Here is a 17,244-nt window from a genome sequence, read left to right as displayed (position 1 = left end):
CAGGTGGAGCCACTCACGCTCGTGACCGTGTCCCGCAACTACTTCAACATGCCGTTGTGGGTGGCCGACCACGTCGGCTTCTTCGCCGACGAGGGGCTCGACGTGACCGTCGAGCTGCACGAGCCGATCGACGCGATCGTCGAGCGGCTGCGCGACGGCCGGGCCCAGGTCGGGTGCGGGGTCACCGAGCAGGTCATCCTCGACGCCGAGCAGGGCGGCTCGCTCGTGATCGTCGGCGGCAACGTCAACAAGCTGCCCTTCGACCTCGTCGCGGCGCCGGACGTGCACTCCTTCGCCGACATGCGCGGGCGGACGGTCGGGGTCTCCTCCCTCGAGGCCGGCAGCTCCTCGCTGGTCATGAAGCTCTTCGAGGCCCACGGGCTGCACCATCCCGAGGACTACGAGATGCGCGCCGTCGGACCGATCCTCGCCCGCTGGGACGAGCTGCGGGCGGGCCGCATCCAGGCCGGCCTCCAGGGCATCCCGCTCAACTACGTCGCCCTCGACGCCGGGTACACCACGCTCGCGCAGCCGCGCGAGACCTTCCCGGACTTCCAGTTCACCAGCCTCAACGTCGACCGCGAGTGGGCGCGGGCGAACGAGGACACGCTCGTGCGGGTGCTGCGGGCCTGCGTGCGCGCGCACGCCTGGTTCTACGAGAACCGGGAGGCCGCCACCGACATCGCGGTGGCCGAGACCGGCGTCGCCCGGGAGTACACCCTGCGGGCCTGGGACGACTACACGCGCGACGAGATCTTCCCGCGCGACGGCGACGCGAGCGACGCCGCGGTGGCCACGCTGATCGAGGTCAGCGCCCTGATCCGGGCCCTCGACCGCCGCGCCGGGACCCGGCCCGCGGACTACATCGACCGGCGCTACCTGCAGGCCGCCCGCGCGAGCCTGGTGGCGTCGTGAGCACCGCGACCCCGGCGCCGTCGACCACGACCGTCGACTACGGCGACCGGCTCCGGCTCGGCATCGTCCTGCCCTCGGGCAACACCGTGGCCGAGCCCGAGATCGCGGCGATGCTGCCGCCCGGGGTGGTCGCGCACGTGACGCGGCTCCCCCTGGTGGGCAGCTCCCCCGAGGCGTTGGCGCGGATGGCCGACGGTGTCGACGCCGCGGCCGAGCTGCTGGCGGACGCCCACCCGGACCTGGTGCTGTTCCACTGCACGGCGGTCACGACCATCGCCCCGGAGCTCGAGGAGCGGCTGCGCACGACCATGGAGCGCCGCACGGGCGTGCCCGCCGTGACCACCGGGGCCGCGCTCGTCGCCGCGCTGCGCGCGCTCGCCGCGACGCGCGTGGGCCTGCTGACCCCGTACGTCCCGGCGGTCCACGACCGCGAGAAGGCCTTCCTCGCCGAGCACGGTGTCGAGGTCGTCGTCGACGCGGCGCTGGGCCTCGACACCAACACCGAGATGGCCCGCGTGCCGCCGCCGGACCTGGTCGACTTCGTCGCGCGCCACGCCCACCCCGAGGCGGAGGCCTACCTGCTCAGCTGCACCGCGCTGCGCTCGGCGCCGACCATCGAGGTGCTCGAGCAGCTCACCGGCCGGCCGGTGGTCACCAGCAACCAGGCCGCCGTGTGGCACGCCCTGCGCCGGGCGGGGGTCGGCGACGTCGTGCCGCGTTTCGGCCGGCTGCTGACCGGTTAGAAGCGGATCCCGTTCCAGGGCACCCCGGGCGCGGCGACGAGCCGGGCGAGGCGGCCGGCGGCGCCGGGGCTGTGCTCGGAGAGCCGCCCGGCCCGGGCGAGGACCCGGGGTCGACGCCCCCGAGGTAGAGCGACCCGAGCGCCGCGGCGTCCATCTCGACGTCGGGGGCGTCGGTCGTCGCGGCCACGGCGGGGGTGACCGGGTCGGTCGTGTCGAGCGCCCAGCCGCCCTCGGCGTGGCGGTCGGGGTCGTGCACGCGCAGCACGATCCGGTCGGTGACGGGGTAGCGGCGGGCCCCCAGCGCGGCCGGGACGTCGAGGACGCGCAACCAGAGCATGTCGCGCGGCCCGCCGGAGCCCACCGCGCGGTGGTCGGTGAGCAGCCACGGGAGCGGTTCGTCGAGCGAGGCGTTCGCCCACCCCACCTCGCCGACGAGATCGAGCGAGCCCAGGTGCCGCCACAGCTCGCGGTAGGACTCCGGGGTCGTCGCCTGCAGGTCGTGGACGGCGAGCGTCGCCGAACCGGTGCCCCACCAGGACTCGGCCACCCCGTAGACGACGTAGCCGGCGGGGCGACCGGTCGCGTCGGCCCAGGCGATCGCGGAGCGGGGCGAGGAGTCGTACAGGCCGCCGGTGATCAGCGCGTGCCACGACGCGGCGGACCGGTCCATCGACCCCGGGTGCCGGCGCCGCGCGCGGTCCTGGATCGGCCCGGCGACCGACGCGAAGCCCGCCGGGTCGAGCGTCCGGAGGCGGCCGGTGGGCCCGGCGTCGCGGAACCGGGCCGCGCGGGTGTCGAGCGTGAGCGACCGCGTCCAGGCGGCGAGCCCGAAGCCGAAGCGCTCGTAGAGCGAGCCCTGCGTGGACGTGAGCGCCGCGACCGGGGTGCCGGCGCGCACCGCCTCGGCGAGGTCGTCGACGAGCAACGCGCGCAGCAGGCCACGGCGCCGGTGCGTGGCGCGGACGCCGATCGAGGAGATCGCGTCGACGGCCACCTCGCCGCCCGGCACGGTCATCGCGGTGTCCCAGGAGCGCAGGGTGGCCACCGGGGACGTGTCCGCGGTCTCGTACACCCCGCGCAGGCGCTGCCCGGCGTAGGACGCCGCCATCGTCGCGATCTCCTCGGGCCCCGGCCGGGGCCCCAGGAACGCCGCCATCATGGCCCGGATCCAGGTCGCGGTGTCCGCGTCGGGAGCGCCCTCCGTGAGCGAGGGCACGAGCCGGTGGACCTGCCAGGTCACGGCCGGGCGGTGGCCGCGAGCTGCCCGCAGGCGGCGGCGATCTCGCGGCCGCGGGTGTCGCGCACCGTGCACGCCACGCCGCCCTCGCGCACGCGCCGCAGGAACTCCGCCTGCACCGGCGCGGGGCTCGCGTCCCACTTGCTGCCCGGCGTCGGGTTGAGCGGGATGAGGTTGACGTGCACCAGCCGGCCGAGGTGCTTCGACGCCAGCTTGGCCAGCAGGTCGGCGCGCCACGGCTGGTCGTTGACGTCGCGGATCAGCGCGTACTCGATGGAGACGCGGCGCCCGGTGACGTCGGCGTAGTGCCGCGCGGCGGCGAACACGTCGGCCACCGGCCAGCGGGTGTTGACCGGCACCAGGGTGTCGCGCAGCTCGTCGTCCGGGGTGTGCAGCGACACCGCGAGCGTCACCTGCAGGTTCTCCTCGGCGAGGCGGTGGATCGCCGGCACGAGGCCCACCGTCGAGACGGTGACCGAGCGCTGCGAGAGCCCGAGCCCGGCGGGCGGGGCGTCGCACAGGCGGTGCACGGCGTCGACGACGCGGCGGTAGTTCGCCAGCGGCTCGCCCATGCCCATGAAGACCACGTTCGACAGCCGGCTGAGGTTCGCGCCCAGCCCGCCTTCCCGCACGACGGCGGCCGCGGCGCGGACCTGCTCGACGATCTCGGCGGTCGACAGGTTGCGCTCCAGGCCGTTCTGGCCGGTGGCGCAGAACGGGCACGCCATGCCGCACCCGGCCTGGCTGGAGATGCAGACGGTGGCGCGGTCCGTGTAGCCCATGAGCACGCTCTCGACGAGCGCCCCGTCGTTAGCGCGCCACAGCGTCTTGCGGGTGGTGCCGCCGTCGCAGTCCTGCTCCCAGGTGGGGGTGAGCAGCGAGGGCAGCAGCGCCGGCCCGAGCGTCTCGCGCGCCGCGGCGGGCAGGTCGGTCATCGTCGCCGGATCGCTCTCGAGGCGCGAGAAGTAGTGGCGCGAGAGCTGGTCGGCGCGGAAGGCCGGCAGCCCCAGCTCGGCGACCGCGGCACGGCGGCCCTCGGTGTCGAGGTCGGCGAGGTGCTGCGCGGGCCGGGTGCGGCGCGAGCCGCGCGGCGAGAGCGTGAGCACCGGCCCGGGAGCGCTCCCGGCATCCGGGGTCACGGCGGGCTCGGTCATCGGTCCCTCAACATCTCCACGAGGCCCACGCGGTCGGCCGCGGAGAGCAGGATGACGACGCCCGCGAGCAGCCCGAGCAGGCCCTGCGAGACGAAGCCGCCGGCCGCCATCGTCGAGACCAGCGCCGAGAGCAGGCCCGCGCCGACGAGCAGGAAGCCCAGCCAGCGCGTCGGCCGCTGCCCGGTGGAGCGGCTGAGCAGCACGAACACGGCGCCGGTGAGCAGCAGCGCCAGGCCGGGCAGGAGGTCCGAGGCGCTGAGCAGGCCCAGCACGATGGACGCGACGATCACGATGACGACCACGCCCGCGGCGAGGCGCAGCACCTCGGTGGAGCGCGAGGTGTCGAACGGGCGCGGCCCCCGACGGCGGTTCTCCACCCCGATGCCGATGGCGACGGCGATGCCGATCGCGAGGATCAGCGTGCCGACCCCGTCGGCACCGAGGCCCAGGGTGCCCACCGCCAGCCACACGAGCCCGGCCGCGAGCTCGACGAGCACGGGGTCGACGCGGACGGCCCGGCCGCCGCGTCGCGGCGGCGGAGAACCCTGGAAGCCACGCCCGGGCGGACGGGGAGGCGGATACGCGGACACGACCTCCACGGTAACCCCGCGGACGCCACCACCTCGCGAGCGGCCCCACCGTGGTCAGCGCCCGGATCGCCGCCGGATCTCGTCCACCACGGCCGGCAGCACCTCGTGCACGTCGCCGATCACCGCCCACGTCGCGCGGGTGACCATCGGCGCCTCGGGATCGGTGTTCACCGCGAGGATCGAGCGCGCGTTCATGCAGCCGACCCAGTGCTGGGTGGCGCCGCTGATCCCGCACGCGACGTAGAGGTCCGGGCTGATGCGGGTGCCGGTGAGCCCGACCTGGTCGGCGTGGGGGCGCCAGCCGTTGTTGGTCGCGACCCGCGAGCACCCGACCGCCCCGCCGACCAGACCGGCCAGCTCCTCGAGCACCGCGTAGCCCTCGGAGCTGCCGACCCCGCGCCCGCCCGCGACCACCACGGGGGCGGTGGTCAGCGTCATCCCGGCGGCGCGCTCCCGGCGCTCGACCAGCCGGGCCCGCGGCACCGCCCGCAGTTCCGGGACGACGACGTGCACCGTCATCTGGTCCGCCGCGGCCGTCTCGCTCGGCGCCGGGCTCCCGGGGCGCAGCGTGCACAGCCGGATCGGCGCGGTCAGGGCCGCGTCCTCGAGCAGGATCCCGCCCGCCCGTTCCCGGGTGACCTCCCAGGCGCCGTCGTCCCCGTTCTGGCCGGGGCGGACCTCCGTGCACGCGGTGGCCAGCGGCATCCCCAGCTCCGCGGCCGCCCACGCCATCGCCTCGGTGCTCCGGTCGGTGCTCGGAGCGAGCACGGCGGCGGGGCGCAGCTCGGCCACGAGCCCGGCGAGCGCCTCGCCCAGGCACGACGGCGACCCGTCGTCGAGCAGCTCGTGGGTCAGCAGGTGGAGACGCCCGACCCCCCGTTTGACGAGGTCGTCCGGGAGATCCCCGGGCTCTCCCACCGCGACGGCCTCCACCGGGACGCCGAGGGACTCGGCGAGGTCCCGCGCGGCGGCGAGGACCTCGGCGGACCCCTCGGTCAGCGTCCCGTCGCCGTCCCTCTCGACCACGACCAGCACCATCAGTGCACCATCTCCCTCAGGGCACGATCCCCAGCTCGGCGAGCACGTCCACGACCGCCGGCGCCGCCGCGGCCCCGCGGCCCAGCACGACGGTCTGCGCCCGCGCCTCGGGCCGGTGGCGCAGCCGCAGGGTGCGCAGGCCACCGGTCGTTCCCGGGCCGTCCAGGACGCGGATCGGCGCCTTCTTCGCCCGCAACCGGCCCTTGATCGTCGGATAACGGGGCAGGTTGAGGCCCTCCAGCACGGCGGCGACGGCGGGCAACGGCGCCTCGTGGACCTCGACCCCGTCGGGCGACTCGCGGCGCAGCGTCACCGTCTCCCTGCCGAGCTCGATCCCCTTCACCCCGCCGACGACCGGGCGCCGCAGCGCGCAGGCGACCCGGAACCCGACCTGCGCGTGCCCGGCGTCGGCCGAGGCCTCGCCGAACAGGACGAGGTCGTAGGGCGGCAGCTCGCCCAGCGCGCCCGTCACGGCCGCTGCGGTGGCCTCGGGGTCCGGGTCCGTCTCGGGGCTCTCGACCCGGACGGCGTGGTCGGCGCCCATCGACAGCGCGTAGCGCAGCTGCTCCTCGGTCTCGGGCGGCCCGACGGTGAGCACGCCCGCCGAGCCGCCGGTGCGCTCGGCGATGCGCACCGCCTCCTCGACCGCGCACTCCTCGTGCGGCCCGATGGTGAAGCCCAGGTGGCGGGTGTCGATCGCCGTCGCGTCGGGGGTCAGCAGGATCTCCGCGCCCACGGCCGGGACGCGCTTGACGCAGACCAGGACGTCCATCGGCCCGTCACCTCATCCGCGTGTCGTCGGGGTCGAACAGCGGCGTCCGGCCGGCCCGCGCGACCGTGACCGGGTAGCGCTCCCCCAGGTACTCGACGAGCAGCCCGGTGCCCTCGACGGCGTGCCAGGGCGGCAGGTAGGCCATCAGCAGGTACGTCCCGAGCGACGGGCCTGCGCCCGCGCTGGTGACGAACGACGGCCGGCCCCGGCGGTCGGTGATACGGGCGCCGTCGGGCGTGAGGACCGGCTCGCCGCCCTGCGGGAAGCGGGACGTGTCGTCGAGCGTCAGCGTGCACAGCGTCGCCTCGGGCTCGCCCTCGCGGGCCTTGGTGTACGCGGCCTTGCCGACGAAGTCCTGGGACTTCAGGCCGGGCAGGGCGAGCCCTGCCTCCACCGGCCCGTGCTCGGCGTCGAGCTCGTGGCCGACGAGCCGGTAGCCCTTCTCCATGCGCGCGGTGGCGCCGTAGACGCCGATGCCGGCGGGCACGAGGCCGTGCGGCGCGCCCGCCTCGGCGATGGCGTCCCACAGCCGCAGGCCGCACTCGAAGGGCGCGTGCAGCTCCCACCCGAGCTCGCCGACGTAGGACAGGCGCAGCGCGAGGACCGGGATCGAGCCGATCGTGATCGTGCGCCCGGTGGCGAACGGGAAGGCGGCGTCGGACACGTCGTCGTCGGTGACGGCCGCGAGGACGTCGCGGGCCCGCGGACCCCAGAGCCCGAGGGTGCCGACCGCCGAGGTCACGTCCGTCAGCGAGACCGACCCGTCGCCCGGCAGGTGGCGTCGGAACCACGCGAGGTCCCGCGCGCCGTCGGAGCCGCCGGTGACCACCCGGAAGTGCCGGTCGCCGAGCCGCACGACGGTCAGGTCGCTGCGGAACCCGCCGTCCGGGCCGAGCACCGGCGTGTAGATCACCCGCCCGGCGGGCCGGTCCATCTGCGCCACCGTGAGGTGCTGGACGTACGCGAGCGCTCCGGGGCCGCGGACGTCGAACTGGGAGAACGCGCTGAGGTCGATCATCGCCGCACCCCGGCGCATCGCCAGGTGCTCGGCGTTGATGATCGGCGACCACCAGCGCGCGTCCCACTCGTGCGGGCGGTCGGCCACGCCGAGCTCCGCCACCAGCGGCGCGTTCGACGCGTACCACTGCGGGCGCTCCCAGCCCGCCACCTCGAAGAACTCCGCGCCCAGGGCCACCTCGCGCTCGTGGAAGGGCGAGCGGCGCACCCCGCGGTCGGAGCTCCACTGCTCGCGCGGGTGCGTGATCCCGTAGGTCTTGTTGAAGCCCTCGGACGCGCGGGCGCGCACGTGGTGGCGGGTGCGCTCGTGCGGGGCGAAGCGGGCGATGTCGGAGGCGGCCGCGTCGATCTCGGGGGCGCCCTCGGTCATCCACTCGGCGATCAGCCGCCCGACACCCGGCCCCTCCTTGATCCACACGGCGGCGGCGGACCAGAGGCCGCGCACCTCCGGGGTCTCCCCCAGCAGCGGGTGCCCGTCGGGGGTGAGGGAGAGCAGCCCGTTGATGGCGTGCCGGATGCCGGCGTCGGGGCGGTCGAGGACGGGGTGGAACAGCTCGAGCGCCGCCTCCATCTGCGGGTCGAAGTCGTCGGGGGTGAACGGCAGCTGCGTCGGCGAGAGCGCCGCGGCCGCCAGCGACGGGATGTCGTCGGGCTCGCAGAGGATCGGGCGGTGGGCGTACGACCCGATCTCCAGGTCCGCGCCGCTCTGCCGCTCGTACATCAGCGGGTCCATGTCGCGCACGATCGGGAACGCGATCTCCCGCCCGGTGGCGGCGAGCTCGGCGATCGGGCCGACGTCGATCATCTGGTGCACCGCGGGCGTCAGCGGGATCGCCGCCCCCGCCAGTGCCGCGATGCGCGGGCTCCACACCCCGCACGCGACGACGACGTACTCGGTGTCGACGTCGCCGCGGTCGGTGCGCACCCGGGTCACGCGCCCGTCGTCGGTGTCGACGGCCAGCACCTCGGTCATCGCCGACACGGTGAGCGCGCCCGCGGCCGTGGCCCGCTCGCGCATCAGCTCACCGGCCCGCAGCGGGTCCACGACCGCCACCGACGGCGTCCAGAACCCCCGCAGCACGACCGTCGGGTCGAGGAACGGGACCTTCTCCGCCACCTCGCCCGCCGTGATCAGCTCTGCGTCGATGCCCCACGCGCGCGCCGACGACATGCGCCGGTGCAGCTCCTGGACGCGCTCCGGGGTGCGCGCGACCTCGATGCCGCCGCACGTCGTCAGCGTCCCGAGCTCCGCGTACTGCCGCGACGAGTCCGCGGTGAGCTGCGTGATCTCGCGCGAGTGGTCGACGGGGAACACGAAGTTCGACGCGTGGCCGGTCGAGCCGCCCGGGTCGGGCAGCGGGCCCTTGTCCACCAGCAGGATGTCGCGCCAGCCCAGCCGCGCGAGGTGGTGCACCACGGAGTTGCCGACGATGCCGGCCCCGATCACGACGACCTGGGCACGGTCAGGGAACGGTGTCACGGCGGGTCCTTCCCAGCGTGGTGTCCAGCCTCAGGCGGCCGCGCGGCGGGCCTCGGTCAGCCACCGCACGGTCGGCTCGATCTGGTTGAACGTGAAGACGTGCAGCCCCGCGAGGTCGCTCCCGCCGGCGGCGAGGGCCTCGACGAGGTCGTCGGGACGGTGCGAGCGCGACCGCAGCAGCGAGCCCGCGGTCCCGCGGTGCGAGCGGGCGAAGCGCACGGCGTCGGCGACGCCGATGCGGACGCTCACACGCACCAGGCGCGCGGCGTCGACGACGCCGGGGACGCCGGCGATCACGGGCAGGCGGATCCCCCGCCCGTGGGCCTCGTCGACGAACGCCCCGACGAGATCGGCGTCGAAGCACAGCTGCGTGACGGTGTAGTCGGCGTGCCGTGCCTTGACCGCCAGGTCGGTCCAGAGGACGTCGGTGGCGATCCGGTGGTGGCCGTCCGGGTACGACGGCACGCCCAGCCGCGGCGGCCGCCGGCCCAGGTCCTCCATCGCCCGGAGCACCGCGAGCCCGTCGGGGAACTCCCCGGCCGGCTCCCGGGCGTCGCCGCCCACGACGAACACGTCGCGGACGCCGACCCCGGCGAGCCGGTCGAGGTACCCGGCGAGCTCACCGCGGTCGCGCAGGCTGCGCGCCGCGAGGTGCGGCACCGGGGCGAACCCGAGGCCGGCGAGCCCCTCGGCGACCGCCACCGTCGCCTCCGGGCCCCGGCTCGGCGAGGCGGTGACGGCCACCGTCGCCCCCGCTGGGAGATCGGCGGCGGCCCCGAGCACGCCCGCGACCGGCGCCACCTCGTAGCGCGGCCGGTCGAGCAGCGCGGCGAGGGTCCCCGGCTCCATGACGGCCACTCAGCCCTTGGGCGTCTGCTTGCGCGGGTCGACGAAGGGCTTCTCGACCACGACGGCCTCGCGGACGTCACGCCCCAGCGTCCCGCCGTCCCCCGCGCCGGCGTCCACCACCAGCGCCGTCCCCAGCGGTGTCGACGGCGTGGCGACCATCGCCAGCCCGATGTTGCGCTCGAGCCGCGGTGACCAGCAGGCGCTGGTCACGGAACCGACCACGGCACCCGAGCCGTCCCGCACCGTGAACGGCTCGATCATCGACCCGTCGTTGAACGTGCCGAGCTGCGCCCCGCCGATCTCCACACCGACCAGCGAGCGGTCCAGGCCCCGCTGCTTGGCCCGGATGAGGGCGTCCTTGCCGACGAAGTCGGCCTCCTGGTCGAGGTCGACCATCCACGTGTAGTCGTAGCCGACCTCGAGCGGGTTGGTGTCGAGGGTGATGTCGCAGCCGTAGGCGAGCATGCCGCCCTCGATGCGCCGGATGTGGCACGGGCCGATCGGGCGCAGGTCGTGCGGCAGGCCCGCCTCCCACACCCGGTCCCACAGCTTCCCCGCGTCGCGGGTGGCGTGGTGCAGGTAGATCTCGTACCCGATCTCCGCGCTGTAGCCGGTGCGGCTGATGACGACCTCCATGTCGTCCAGCACGGCGTGGCGCAGGTGGTAGTAGGGCATCTCGGCGACGTCGGCCCCGAAGAGGTCGGTGACGAGGGCCTTGGCCTTCGGGCCCTGGACCTGCACCGGAGCGACGTCGATCTCCCGGACCGACACGTCCCAGCCCCCGGCGTGGGCCAGCCCCGTCGCCCAGAGCCCGACGTCGGAGTCGGCGAGCGAGAGCCAGAACCGGTCGGACTCGACGCGCAGCAGGACCGGGTCGTTGATGATCCCGCCGTCCGGGGCGGTGATGAACACGTACTTGCACTGCCCGACGGCGCACTTCGTCAGGTCGCGGGGCACGAGCATGTTGGTGAACGCGAAGGCGTCCGGCCCGGTGATCTCGATCTGGCGCTCGACGCCGACGTCCCAGAGGGTCACGCCCTCGAGCAGCGCCCAGTACTCGGCGACCGGGTCGCCGTAGTGCCGGGGGTGGTAGGTGTGGTTGTAGACGCTGTACATCGCCACGCCGTGCGCCCGGGACTTCCAGAAGTAGGGCGACTTCCGCAGGCGGGGATACAGCAGGACCGCCGGATCGGTGACCACCGTCGGGGCTGGTCCCGGCGCGATGTCGACCGCGGCCCGGCTGGGCAGGACGTCCGTCATCGGCACTCCACTTCATCGTGCGTCCGAAGGCACCTCCACTGAACCGCTCGGACGATGTTGCGGTATACGCAACCGGTTGTCGTTGACGCAACGAGTCTGCGACCGTGAGCGAGATCACGTCAAGGGGTACTGAAGGACTGATATATCCGGACGCGCGTCAGGGCCGCAGGAGCCCGGCGGGCTCACGACGCGTGTGCACCCGGTAGCCCACCGAGAGGGCGAGCCCGGGGGTGCCGTCGACGGCCTTCTGCGCGACGGCGGGGGTGAACTCGATGCGCAGGACGTCGGCGAGCGTCGTGCGGTCCGGGAAGCGCCACTGCGTGTCGACGCGGCGCACGGCGAACCCCTCGCCGGCGAAGAAGCGCTCGGCGGCGTTCGGGTCGTAGCGGGGCGCCGACGCTCGCATCCACGCGCCGTAGGAGTGGCGGGTGGCGTCGAGGTCGACGATCACGAGCACCCCGCCGGGACGCAGCACGCGCGAGGCCTCGGCGAGCCCCGGCTCGCACCCGGGGCCGAAGAAGTAGGCGGTGCGCGCGTGGACGACGTCGGCGGAGTCGTCGTCCAGCGGCAGGGCGGCGGCGCTCCCCTGCTCGACCCGGCACGCGGGGTCGTCGGTCACGCGCTCGCGGGCCCGCGCCACGAGCGGGAGGTGCGGCTCCACGCCGACCACGGAGCGGGCACGCTCGGCGAAGCGCGGCAAGTGGTAGCCGTCGCCGCACCCGACGTCGACGACGTCCGCGCCGTCGTGCGGGGCCAGCTCGCACACCGCGTCCCACAGCGCGCCCGTGGCGTCCTGCGCGGCGTTCTCGCGTTCGTAGACCTCGGGCCAGCGCCAGATGTTGGGGGACTCGACGACGTCCCCCCTCCGGAAGCGCGTCACGTCCCCGGGAGGGGGACGAGCACGAGCAGCAGCAGCCACGCGACCGGCGCCGAGGTGACCAGGGAGTCCAGGCGCTCCATGAGGCCGCCGTGGCCCGGCAGCACCGAGCCCATGTCCTTGATGCCGAGGTCGCGCTTGATGAGCGACTCCACCAGGTCGCCCGTGACCGCCGTCGCGACGAGCAGCGGGCCGACGATCAGGCCGAACCACCAGTGGGCGTCGAGCAGCAGCGCGATCGAGAGGCACGCGCCCGTCGAGCCGGCGATGATCGAGCCCGCGAAGCCCTCCCAGGACTTCTTCGGGCTGACCTTCGGCGCCATCGGGTGCTTGCCGATCAGGGCGCCCAGGGCGTAGCCGCCCGTGTCGGAGCAGATGACGACGATGAGGAAGACCAGCACGCGCGCGGCGCCGTCGGCGGGGACGACGAGCATCGTCGCGAACGCCATGCAGAGCGGGATCCAGCAGAGCACGAGCATCGAGGCGCCGACGTCACGGACGAACCCGCCGGCGCCGAGGCGCATGCGCCACAGGAAGCAGCCGATCACCGTGACGAGCAGGGCGCCGAGGATGCCCTCGGTGTCGAACGGCCAGGCCAGCCAGATCATCGCCTGGCCCCCGACGAGCACCGGGACGCGCGAGAGGCGGATGCCGGCGCCGCGGTGCAGGGCACCGAAGAGCTCCCAGGTGCCGATGACGGCCGAGACCGCCACGATCGCGATCCACGCCTGCCGCACGGTGAGCAGCGCGACGAGGATGACGGCCCCCATCGCGAGCCCGACCCCGATGGCGACGGGCAGGTTGCGGCCGGCCTTGGAGCTGCGCTTCGGCGCGTCCTGGGCCTGGGCGTCCTGGGCCTGGGCGTTCTCCGGCGGGGCGTTCTCCGGCGGAGCCTTCTCCGGCTGGGCGTCGTCGGGCCTGTCGTCGTCCTGCGGCTCGACGGCGTCGCCCGGGGTCGCGTCCGCCGGGGAGGCCGGGGACTCGGTGGGGGCGGGCCGTCGGGGCCGCGACGCGGAGGAGGGCACGTCAGACCTCGAGGAGCTCGGCTTCCTTGTTCTTCACCAGATCGTCCACCGCCGCGACGTAGCGGGACGTGACGGTCTCGAGCTCCTTTTCCGCCCGCCCGGTCTCGTCCTCGCCGGCCTCGCCGTCCTTGACGATGCGCTGCAGCTCGGTCATCGCGGTGCGGCGCACGCTGCGGATCGAGACCTTGGCGTCCTCCCCCTTGCTGCGGGCGACCTTGACCATGTCCTTGCGGCGCTCCTCGGAGAGCTGCGGGAACACGACGCGGATGAGCTGGCCGTCGTTGCTGGGGTTGACGCCGAGGTCGGAGTCGCGGATCGCGCGCTCCATGCTCTGCAGCTGGCTGGCGTCGTAGGGCTTGATCACGGCCATGCGGGCCTCGGGGACCTGCACCGAGGCGAGCTGGTTGAGCGGGGTCCACGCGCCGTAGTACTCGACCTGGATGCGGTTGAACATCGCCGGGCTGGCTCGGCCGGTGCGCACACCGCCGAGGTCGTCCTTGGCGACGCTGACCGCCTTCTCCATCTTCTCCTCGGCATCGAGGAGCGTCTCGTCGATCATGTAGGGCTCTCCTCAGGGGCCGGAGGGGGTGTGGACCAGCGTCCCGATCCTCTCACCCCGCACCGCACGGGCGATGTTCCCCTCGACGAGCAGGTTGAACACCATGATCGGCATGTTGTTGTCCATGCAGAGGCTGAAGGCGGTCGCGTCGGCGACCTTCAGGCCCTTCTCCAGGACCTCGCGGTGGGAGATCTCGTGGAACATCGTCGCCGTGGGGTCGATCTTCGGGTCGGCGGTGAACACACCGTCCACGCCCTTGGCCAGCAGGACGACCTCGCACTCGATCTCGAGGGCACGCTGCGCCGCGGTCGTGTCGGTCGAGAAGTAGGGCATGCCCACGCCGGCGCCGAAGATGACGACGCGGCCCTTCTCGAGGTGGCGCATCGCGCGCCGGGGGATGTACGACTCGGCGACCTGGCCCATCGTGATGGCCGTCTGCACCCGGGTGTCGATGTGGTGCTCGCGCTCGAGGAAGTCCTGCAGGGCCAGGCAGTTCATGACCGTGCCGAGCATGCCCATGTAGTCGGCACGCTGGCGCTGCATCCCGTAGCGGTGCAGCTCCTCGCCGCGGAAGAAGTTGCCGCCGCCGATGACGACGGCGATCTCGACGCCGGAGGCCACGACGTCGGCGATCTGGCGGGCGACGGTCCGCACGACCACGGGGTCGACGCCGACGGCGCCGCCGCCGAACATCTCGCCGCCGAGCTTGAGGAGGACCCGGCGATGACCGGGGCGGGCCTCCGGGTCGGCGTCGGACACGGTCTGGGGACTCGCCACGCTCTCCTCCACCACGGGTTCCGGCGGTGCCGCCGTCACGGCGCCGGCGCCCGGTCTCCCGGGCGCCGGCGCCGTGAGCGGTTCGTCAGGGCTGGCCGACCTCGAAGCGCGCGAAGGTGCGGACGGTGACGCCCGCCTCCTCCAGCACCTTGCCGACCGACTTCTTGTCCACCGACACCGAGTCCTGCTCGAGGAGCACGGTGTCCTTGTAGTAGCCGTTGAGGCGACCCTCGACGATCTTCTCGAGGATCTTCTCGGGCTTGCCCTCCTCGCGGGCGGTGGCCTCGGCGATGCGGCGCTCGTTCTCCACCACGTCGCTCGGGACCTCGTCGCGCGTGGTGTAGAGCGGGCGCGCCGCAGCGACCTGCATGGCCGCGCCGCGGGCCGCCTCCGACGCCTCGTCGCCGTCGCCGGTGTAGGCGACGACCACGCCGATGGCCGGGGGCAGGTCCGAGGACCGCCGGTGCAGGTACGTCGCGGTGGGGCCGTCGAGCACGGCCACGCGACGCAGCTCGAGCTTCTCGCCGATGCGCGCCGAGAGCTCCTGGACCTTCTCGTCGACCGTGCCCTGCCCGAGGGTGGCGGCCTTGAGGGACTCCAGGTCCTTGGTGCTGTTCTCGAGCGCGGCACCGAGGATGTCCTCGGCGAGCTGCACGAAGTCGGCGTTCTTGGCCACGAAGTCGGTCTCGGAGTTGAGCTCGATCATCGCGCCGTCACGGGCCGCCACGATGCCGTTGGCGGTGGTGCGGCCGGCCCGCTTGCCCACGTCCTTCGCGCCCTTGATGCGCAGCGCCTCGACGGCCGCGTCGAGGTCGCCCTCGGACTGCTCGAGGGCCTTCTTGCAGTCCATCATCCCGGACCCGGTGAGGTCCCGGAGCTTCTTCACGTCCGCAGCGGTGTAGTTCGCCATGGTGCGGCTCTCGTCCGTCCTCGTCGTCGTTGTCGTGTCGCCTGCGGGGCGTGTCAGCCCTGCGGCGTGCCGTTGACCTGACCGGCCTCCGGCGCCGCGGCGATCGCGTTGTCGTCGCTCTCCGAGTTGGCGTCGACCGTGCCGGCCGTCCGCTCGGGGCGGCTCACCGGCGTGGTGTCGTCCCCGGCGGCCGCGGCGGTGGCCTCGGCCTCGGGCGTCGCGACCGGCGAGTCGCCGGGCGCGTCGACCGCGGAGCTGGTGCTGCCCTGCTCCAGGCCGGTCGGCGCGCTCGCGCCGTCCCCGCCGGAAGCCATGAGCTCCTGCTCCCACTCGGCCAGCGGCTCGTCCTCGCCGCGCTCGCCGTCGCCGCCGCCGTTGCGCTGGCCGCGGGCCTGGAGGCCGTCGGCGCAGGCCTGCGCGACCACGCGGGTCAGCAGGGCCGCCGAGCGGATCGCGTCGTCGTTGCCCGGGATCGGGTAGTCGACCTCGTCGGGGTCGCAGTTGGTGTCGAGGATGGCGACGACCGGGATGTTGAGCTTCCGGGCCTCACCGACCGCGATGTGCTCCTTCTTGGTGTCGACCACCCACACCGCGCTGGGCACGCGGCCCATGTCGCGGATACCGCCGAGCGTCTTCTCGAGCTTGTCGTGCTCGCGGGTGAGCATGAGGATCTCCTTCTTGGTGCGACCCTCGAAGCCCCCGCTCTGCTCCATGGCCTCCAGCTCCTTGAGCCGCTGGAGGCGCTTGTGCACGGTCTGGAAGTTGGTGAGCATGCCGCCCAGCCAGCGCTGGTTGACGAACGGCATACCGACGCGACGCGCCTGCTCGTCGATGGCCTCCTGGGCCTGCTTCTTCGTGCCGACGAAGAGCACCGTGCCGCCGTGGGCGACGGTCTGCTTCACGAACTCGTAGGCGCGATCGACGTAGGACAGCGTCTGCTGCAGGTCGATGATGTAGATGCCGTTGCGCTCCGTGAAGATGAAGCGGCGCATCTTGGGGTTCCAGCGGCGGGTCTGGTGTCCGAAGTGGACACCGGAGTCCAGCAGCTGGCGCATCGTGACGACGGCCATGCGGTGGAACTACCTCTCTCGGTGGCCCGACACGTGCTCGGGCCCGGCGGTTTGCTGCGGCGGTCCCGGGTCGGGCCGCCGCCCTGGTGTCCTCGTGACCGATCCGGAACCCGCCGGTGGCGGGACCGCCCGGATGCGGCTCTGGCAGCGCCTGGGCGTGCGGGCACTTGAGAGGACACGCGAAGTCGGCCCGATCTGCTCCCCGCGGACGGGGAGAGGACGGACCGCTGGTCACGAGTCTACTCCCGGCCCACCTGCGCCCTCCTGCGGTGGGTGCACCTGCGGTGCAAGCCCTGCGTCCACGCTGGCACTGGGTGCGCGGAAATCCGCTTCGTCGCACGCCGAGGGAGCCGGGGCAGGGTCCGCTGCGTCGAACACCGTGTGACGACGTCCCTCGTGCTCCGCGCGCTGGCCCTGTCCGTGCTGGCGGCTGCGCTCCTCGCCACCGGCTCCCCCGCCGTCGGCGCGCCCGCTCCCCCGCCGGTGGTCCCCGTCGGGGCCTACGGCTGGCCGCTGGCAGGGGTGGACGGCGACGGCGCGCCCGCCCGGGCCGGCGTGCCGGGCGCCGCGACGCGCCTGTTCGACCCGCCGCCGCACTACTACGGACGCGGGCACCGGGGCGCCGACCTCGCCGGGCGTCCCGGGCTCCCGGTGCTCGCCGCCGGCGACGGTGTCGTCGTCCACGCCGCCCGCCTGGCCGGGCGCGGCGTCGTCTCGGTGCAGCACGGTGACGGCCTGCGCACGACCTACGAGCCGCTCACCGTCAGCGTCGCGCCGGGCACGCCGGTGCGACGCGGCGACCCGCTCGGCGTCCTCGACCCCGGGCACCGCGGCTGCCCCGTCGCAGCGTGTCTGCACTGGGGCCTGCGCCGCCCGTCGACCACCGGCGCGGTGGGCGCCCTGGAGTACCTCGACCCCCTGCTGCTCCTGGGCCTCGGGCGCGTGCGGCTGCTGCCGACCGACCCGTGAGG

At 74.1% G+C, this 17,244-nt stretch carries 16 protein-coding genes and 1 pseudogene; 3 read left to right on the top strand and 14 right to left on the bottom strand.

The window, feature by feature from the left end:
* The first annotated feature begins 3 nt into the window (after positions 1-3).
* Together ACQPYN_RS10890 and ACQPYN_RS10885 are read left to right on the top strand one after the other, a co-directional pair.
* Complete coding sequence (locus tag ACQPYN_RS10890; protein WP_433036701.1) at positions 4-915, top strand: ABC transporter substrate-binding protein; 912 nt, start codon at positions 4-6, stop codon at positions 913-915.
* Positions 912-1,658, top strand: coding sequence for a maleate cis-trans isomerase family protein (locus ACQPYN_RS10885; protein ID WP_433036699.1), 747 nt, complete (start codon positions 912-914; stop codon positions 1,656-1,658). Before ACQPYN_RS10890 ends, ACQPYN_RS10885 begins: the two co-directional genes overlap by 4 nt.
* Here the strand turns inward: ACQPYN_RS10885 and ACQPYN_RS10880 are convergent.
* The 14 genes and pseudogenes from ACQPYN_RS10880 to rpsB all read right to left on the bottom strand — a co-directional run.
* Positions 1,567-2,898 carry a GNAT family N-acetyltransferase gene (locus tag ACQPYN_RS10880; RefSeq protein WP_433036697.1) on the bottom strand — a complete coding sequence of 444 codons (1,332 nt, stop codon included), beginning with the start codon at positions 2,896-2,898 and terminating at the stop codon, positions 1,567-1,569. The two genes, ACQPYN_RS10885 and ACQPYN_RS10880, sit on opposite strands and share 92 nt — an antisense overlap.
* Entirely contained in the window at positions 2,895-4,049 is a 1,155-nt protein-coding gene (rlmN, locus tag ACQPYN_RS10875) for a 23S rRNA (adenine(2503)-C(2))-methyltransferase RlmN (protein WP_433036695.1), read from the bottom strand. The genes ACQPYN_RS10880 and rlmN overlap by 4 nt, the downstream gene beginning before the upstream one ends.
* The gene (locus ACQPYN_RS10870) at positions 4,046-4,639 is read right to left on the bottom strand and encodes a hypothetical protein (protein ID WP_433036693.1); all 594 of its coding nucleotides are present in this window, start codon (positions 4,637-4,639) and stop codon (positions 4,046-4,048) included. The genes rlmN and ACQPYN_RS10870 overlap by 4 nt, the downstream gene beginning before the upstream one ends.
* A gap of 54 nt (positions 4,640-4,693) precedes the next feature.
* The gene (locus ACQPYN_RS10865; RefSeq protein ID WP_433036691.1) at positions 4,694-5,677 is read right to left on the bottom strand and encodes an electron transfer flavoprotein subunit alpha/FixB family protein; all 984 of its coding nucleotides are present in this window, start codon (positions 5,675-5,677) and stop codon (positions 4,694-4,696) included.
* Positions 5,678-5,693: 16 nt separating this feature from the next.
* Entirely contained in the window at positions 5,694-6,449 is a 756-nt protein-coding gene (locus tag ACQPYN_RS10860; protein WP_433036689.1) for an electron transfer flavoprotein subunit beta/FixA family protein, read from the bottom strand.
* 7 nt (positions 6,450-6,456) lie between these two features.
* On the bottom strand, positions 6,457-8,946 hold the full coding sequence (locus tag ACQPYN_RS10855; RefSeq protein ID WP_433036687.1) for a GcvT family protein: 2,490 nt from the start codon (positions 8,944-8,946) through the stop codon (positions 6,457-6,459).
* 30 nt (positions 8,947-8,976) lie between these two features.
* Positions 8,977-9,795 (bottom strand): methylenetetrahydrofolate reductase, encoded by an 819-nt coding sequence (locus ACQPYN_RS10850; protein WP_433036685.1) that lies wholly within the window; start codon positions 9,793-9,795, stop codon positions 8,977-8,979.
* A gap of 9 nt (positions 9,796-9,804) precedes the next feature.
* Entirely contained in the window at positions 9,805-11,055 is a 1,251-nt protein-coding gene (locus ACQPYN_RS10845) for a glycine cleavage T C-terminal barrel domain-containing protein (protein ID WP_433036683.1), read from the bottom strand.
* A gap of 157 nt (positions 11,056-11,212) precedes the next feature.
* A complete protein-coding gene (locus ACQPYN_RS10840) occupies positions 11,213-11,935 on the bottom strand; it encodes a class I SAM-dependent methyltransferase (RefSeq protein ID WP_433036681.1) in 723 nt (240 codons plus the stop codon).
* Entirely contained in the window at positions 11,932-12,957 is a 1,026-nt protein-coding gene (locus tag ACQPYN_RS10835) for a phosphatidate cytidylyltransferase (RefSeq protein WP_433036679.1), read from the bottom strand. Before ACQPYN_RS10835 ends, ACQPYN_RS10840 begins: the two co-directional genes overlap by 4 nt.
* 1 nt (position 12,958) lies before the next feature.
* Positions 12,959-13,516, bottom strand: coding sequence for a ribosome recycling factor (gene frr, locus ACQPYN_RS10830; protein ID WP_433036677.1), 558 nt, complete (start codon positions 13,514-13,516; stop codon positions 12,959-12,961).
* Positions 13,517-13,528: 12 nt separating this feature from the next.
* The gene (gene pyrH, locus ACQPYN_RS10825) at positions 13,529-14,275 is read right to left on the bottom strand and encodes a UMP kinase (protein WP_433038829.1); all 747 of its coding nucleotides are present in this window, start codon (positions 14,273-14,275) and stop codon (positions 13,529-13,531) included.
* A 103-nt stretch (positions 14,276-14,378) separates the two neighbouring features.
* Entirely contained in the window at positions 14,379-15,203 is an 825-nt protein-coding gene (gene tsf / locus ACQPYN_RS10820) for a translation elongation factor Ts (RefSeq protein WP_433036675.1), read from the bottom strand.
* 307 nt (positions 15,204-15,510) lie between these two features.
* Positions 15,511-16,273: pseudogene (gene rpsB, locus ACQPYN_RS10815) on the bottom strand (30S ribosomal protein S2); the annotation flags it as partial.
* Between the two features lie 381 nt (positions 16,274-16,654).
* On the opposite strand from rpsB, the gene ACQPYN_RS10810 reads away from it, so the two are divergent.
* Positions 16,655-17,242 carry a M23 family metallopeptidase gene (locus ACQPYN_RS10810; protein WP_433036673.1) on the top strand — a complete coding sequence of 196 codons (588 nt, stop codon included), beginning with the start codon at positions 16,655-16,657 and terminating at the stop codon, positions 17,240-17,242.
* Positions 17,243-17,244 lie beyond the last annotated feature (2 nt).

The sequence above is a fragment of the Actinomycetospora sp. CA-053990 genome (genome assembly GCF_050948445.1).
GTDB lineage: Bacteria > Actinomycetota > Actinomycetes > Mycobacteriales > Pseudonocardiaceae > Actinomycetospora > Actinomycetospora callitridis.
This window is presented reverse-complemented; position numbering and strand designations above follow the sequence as displayed.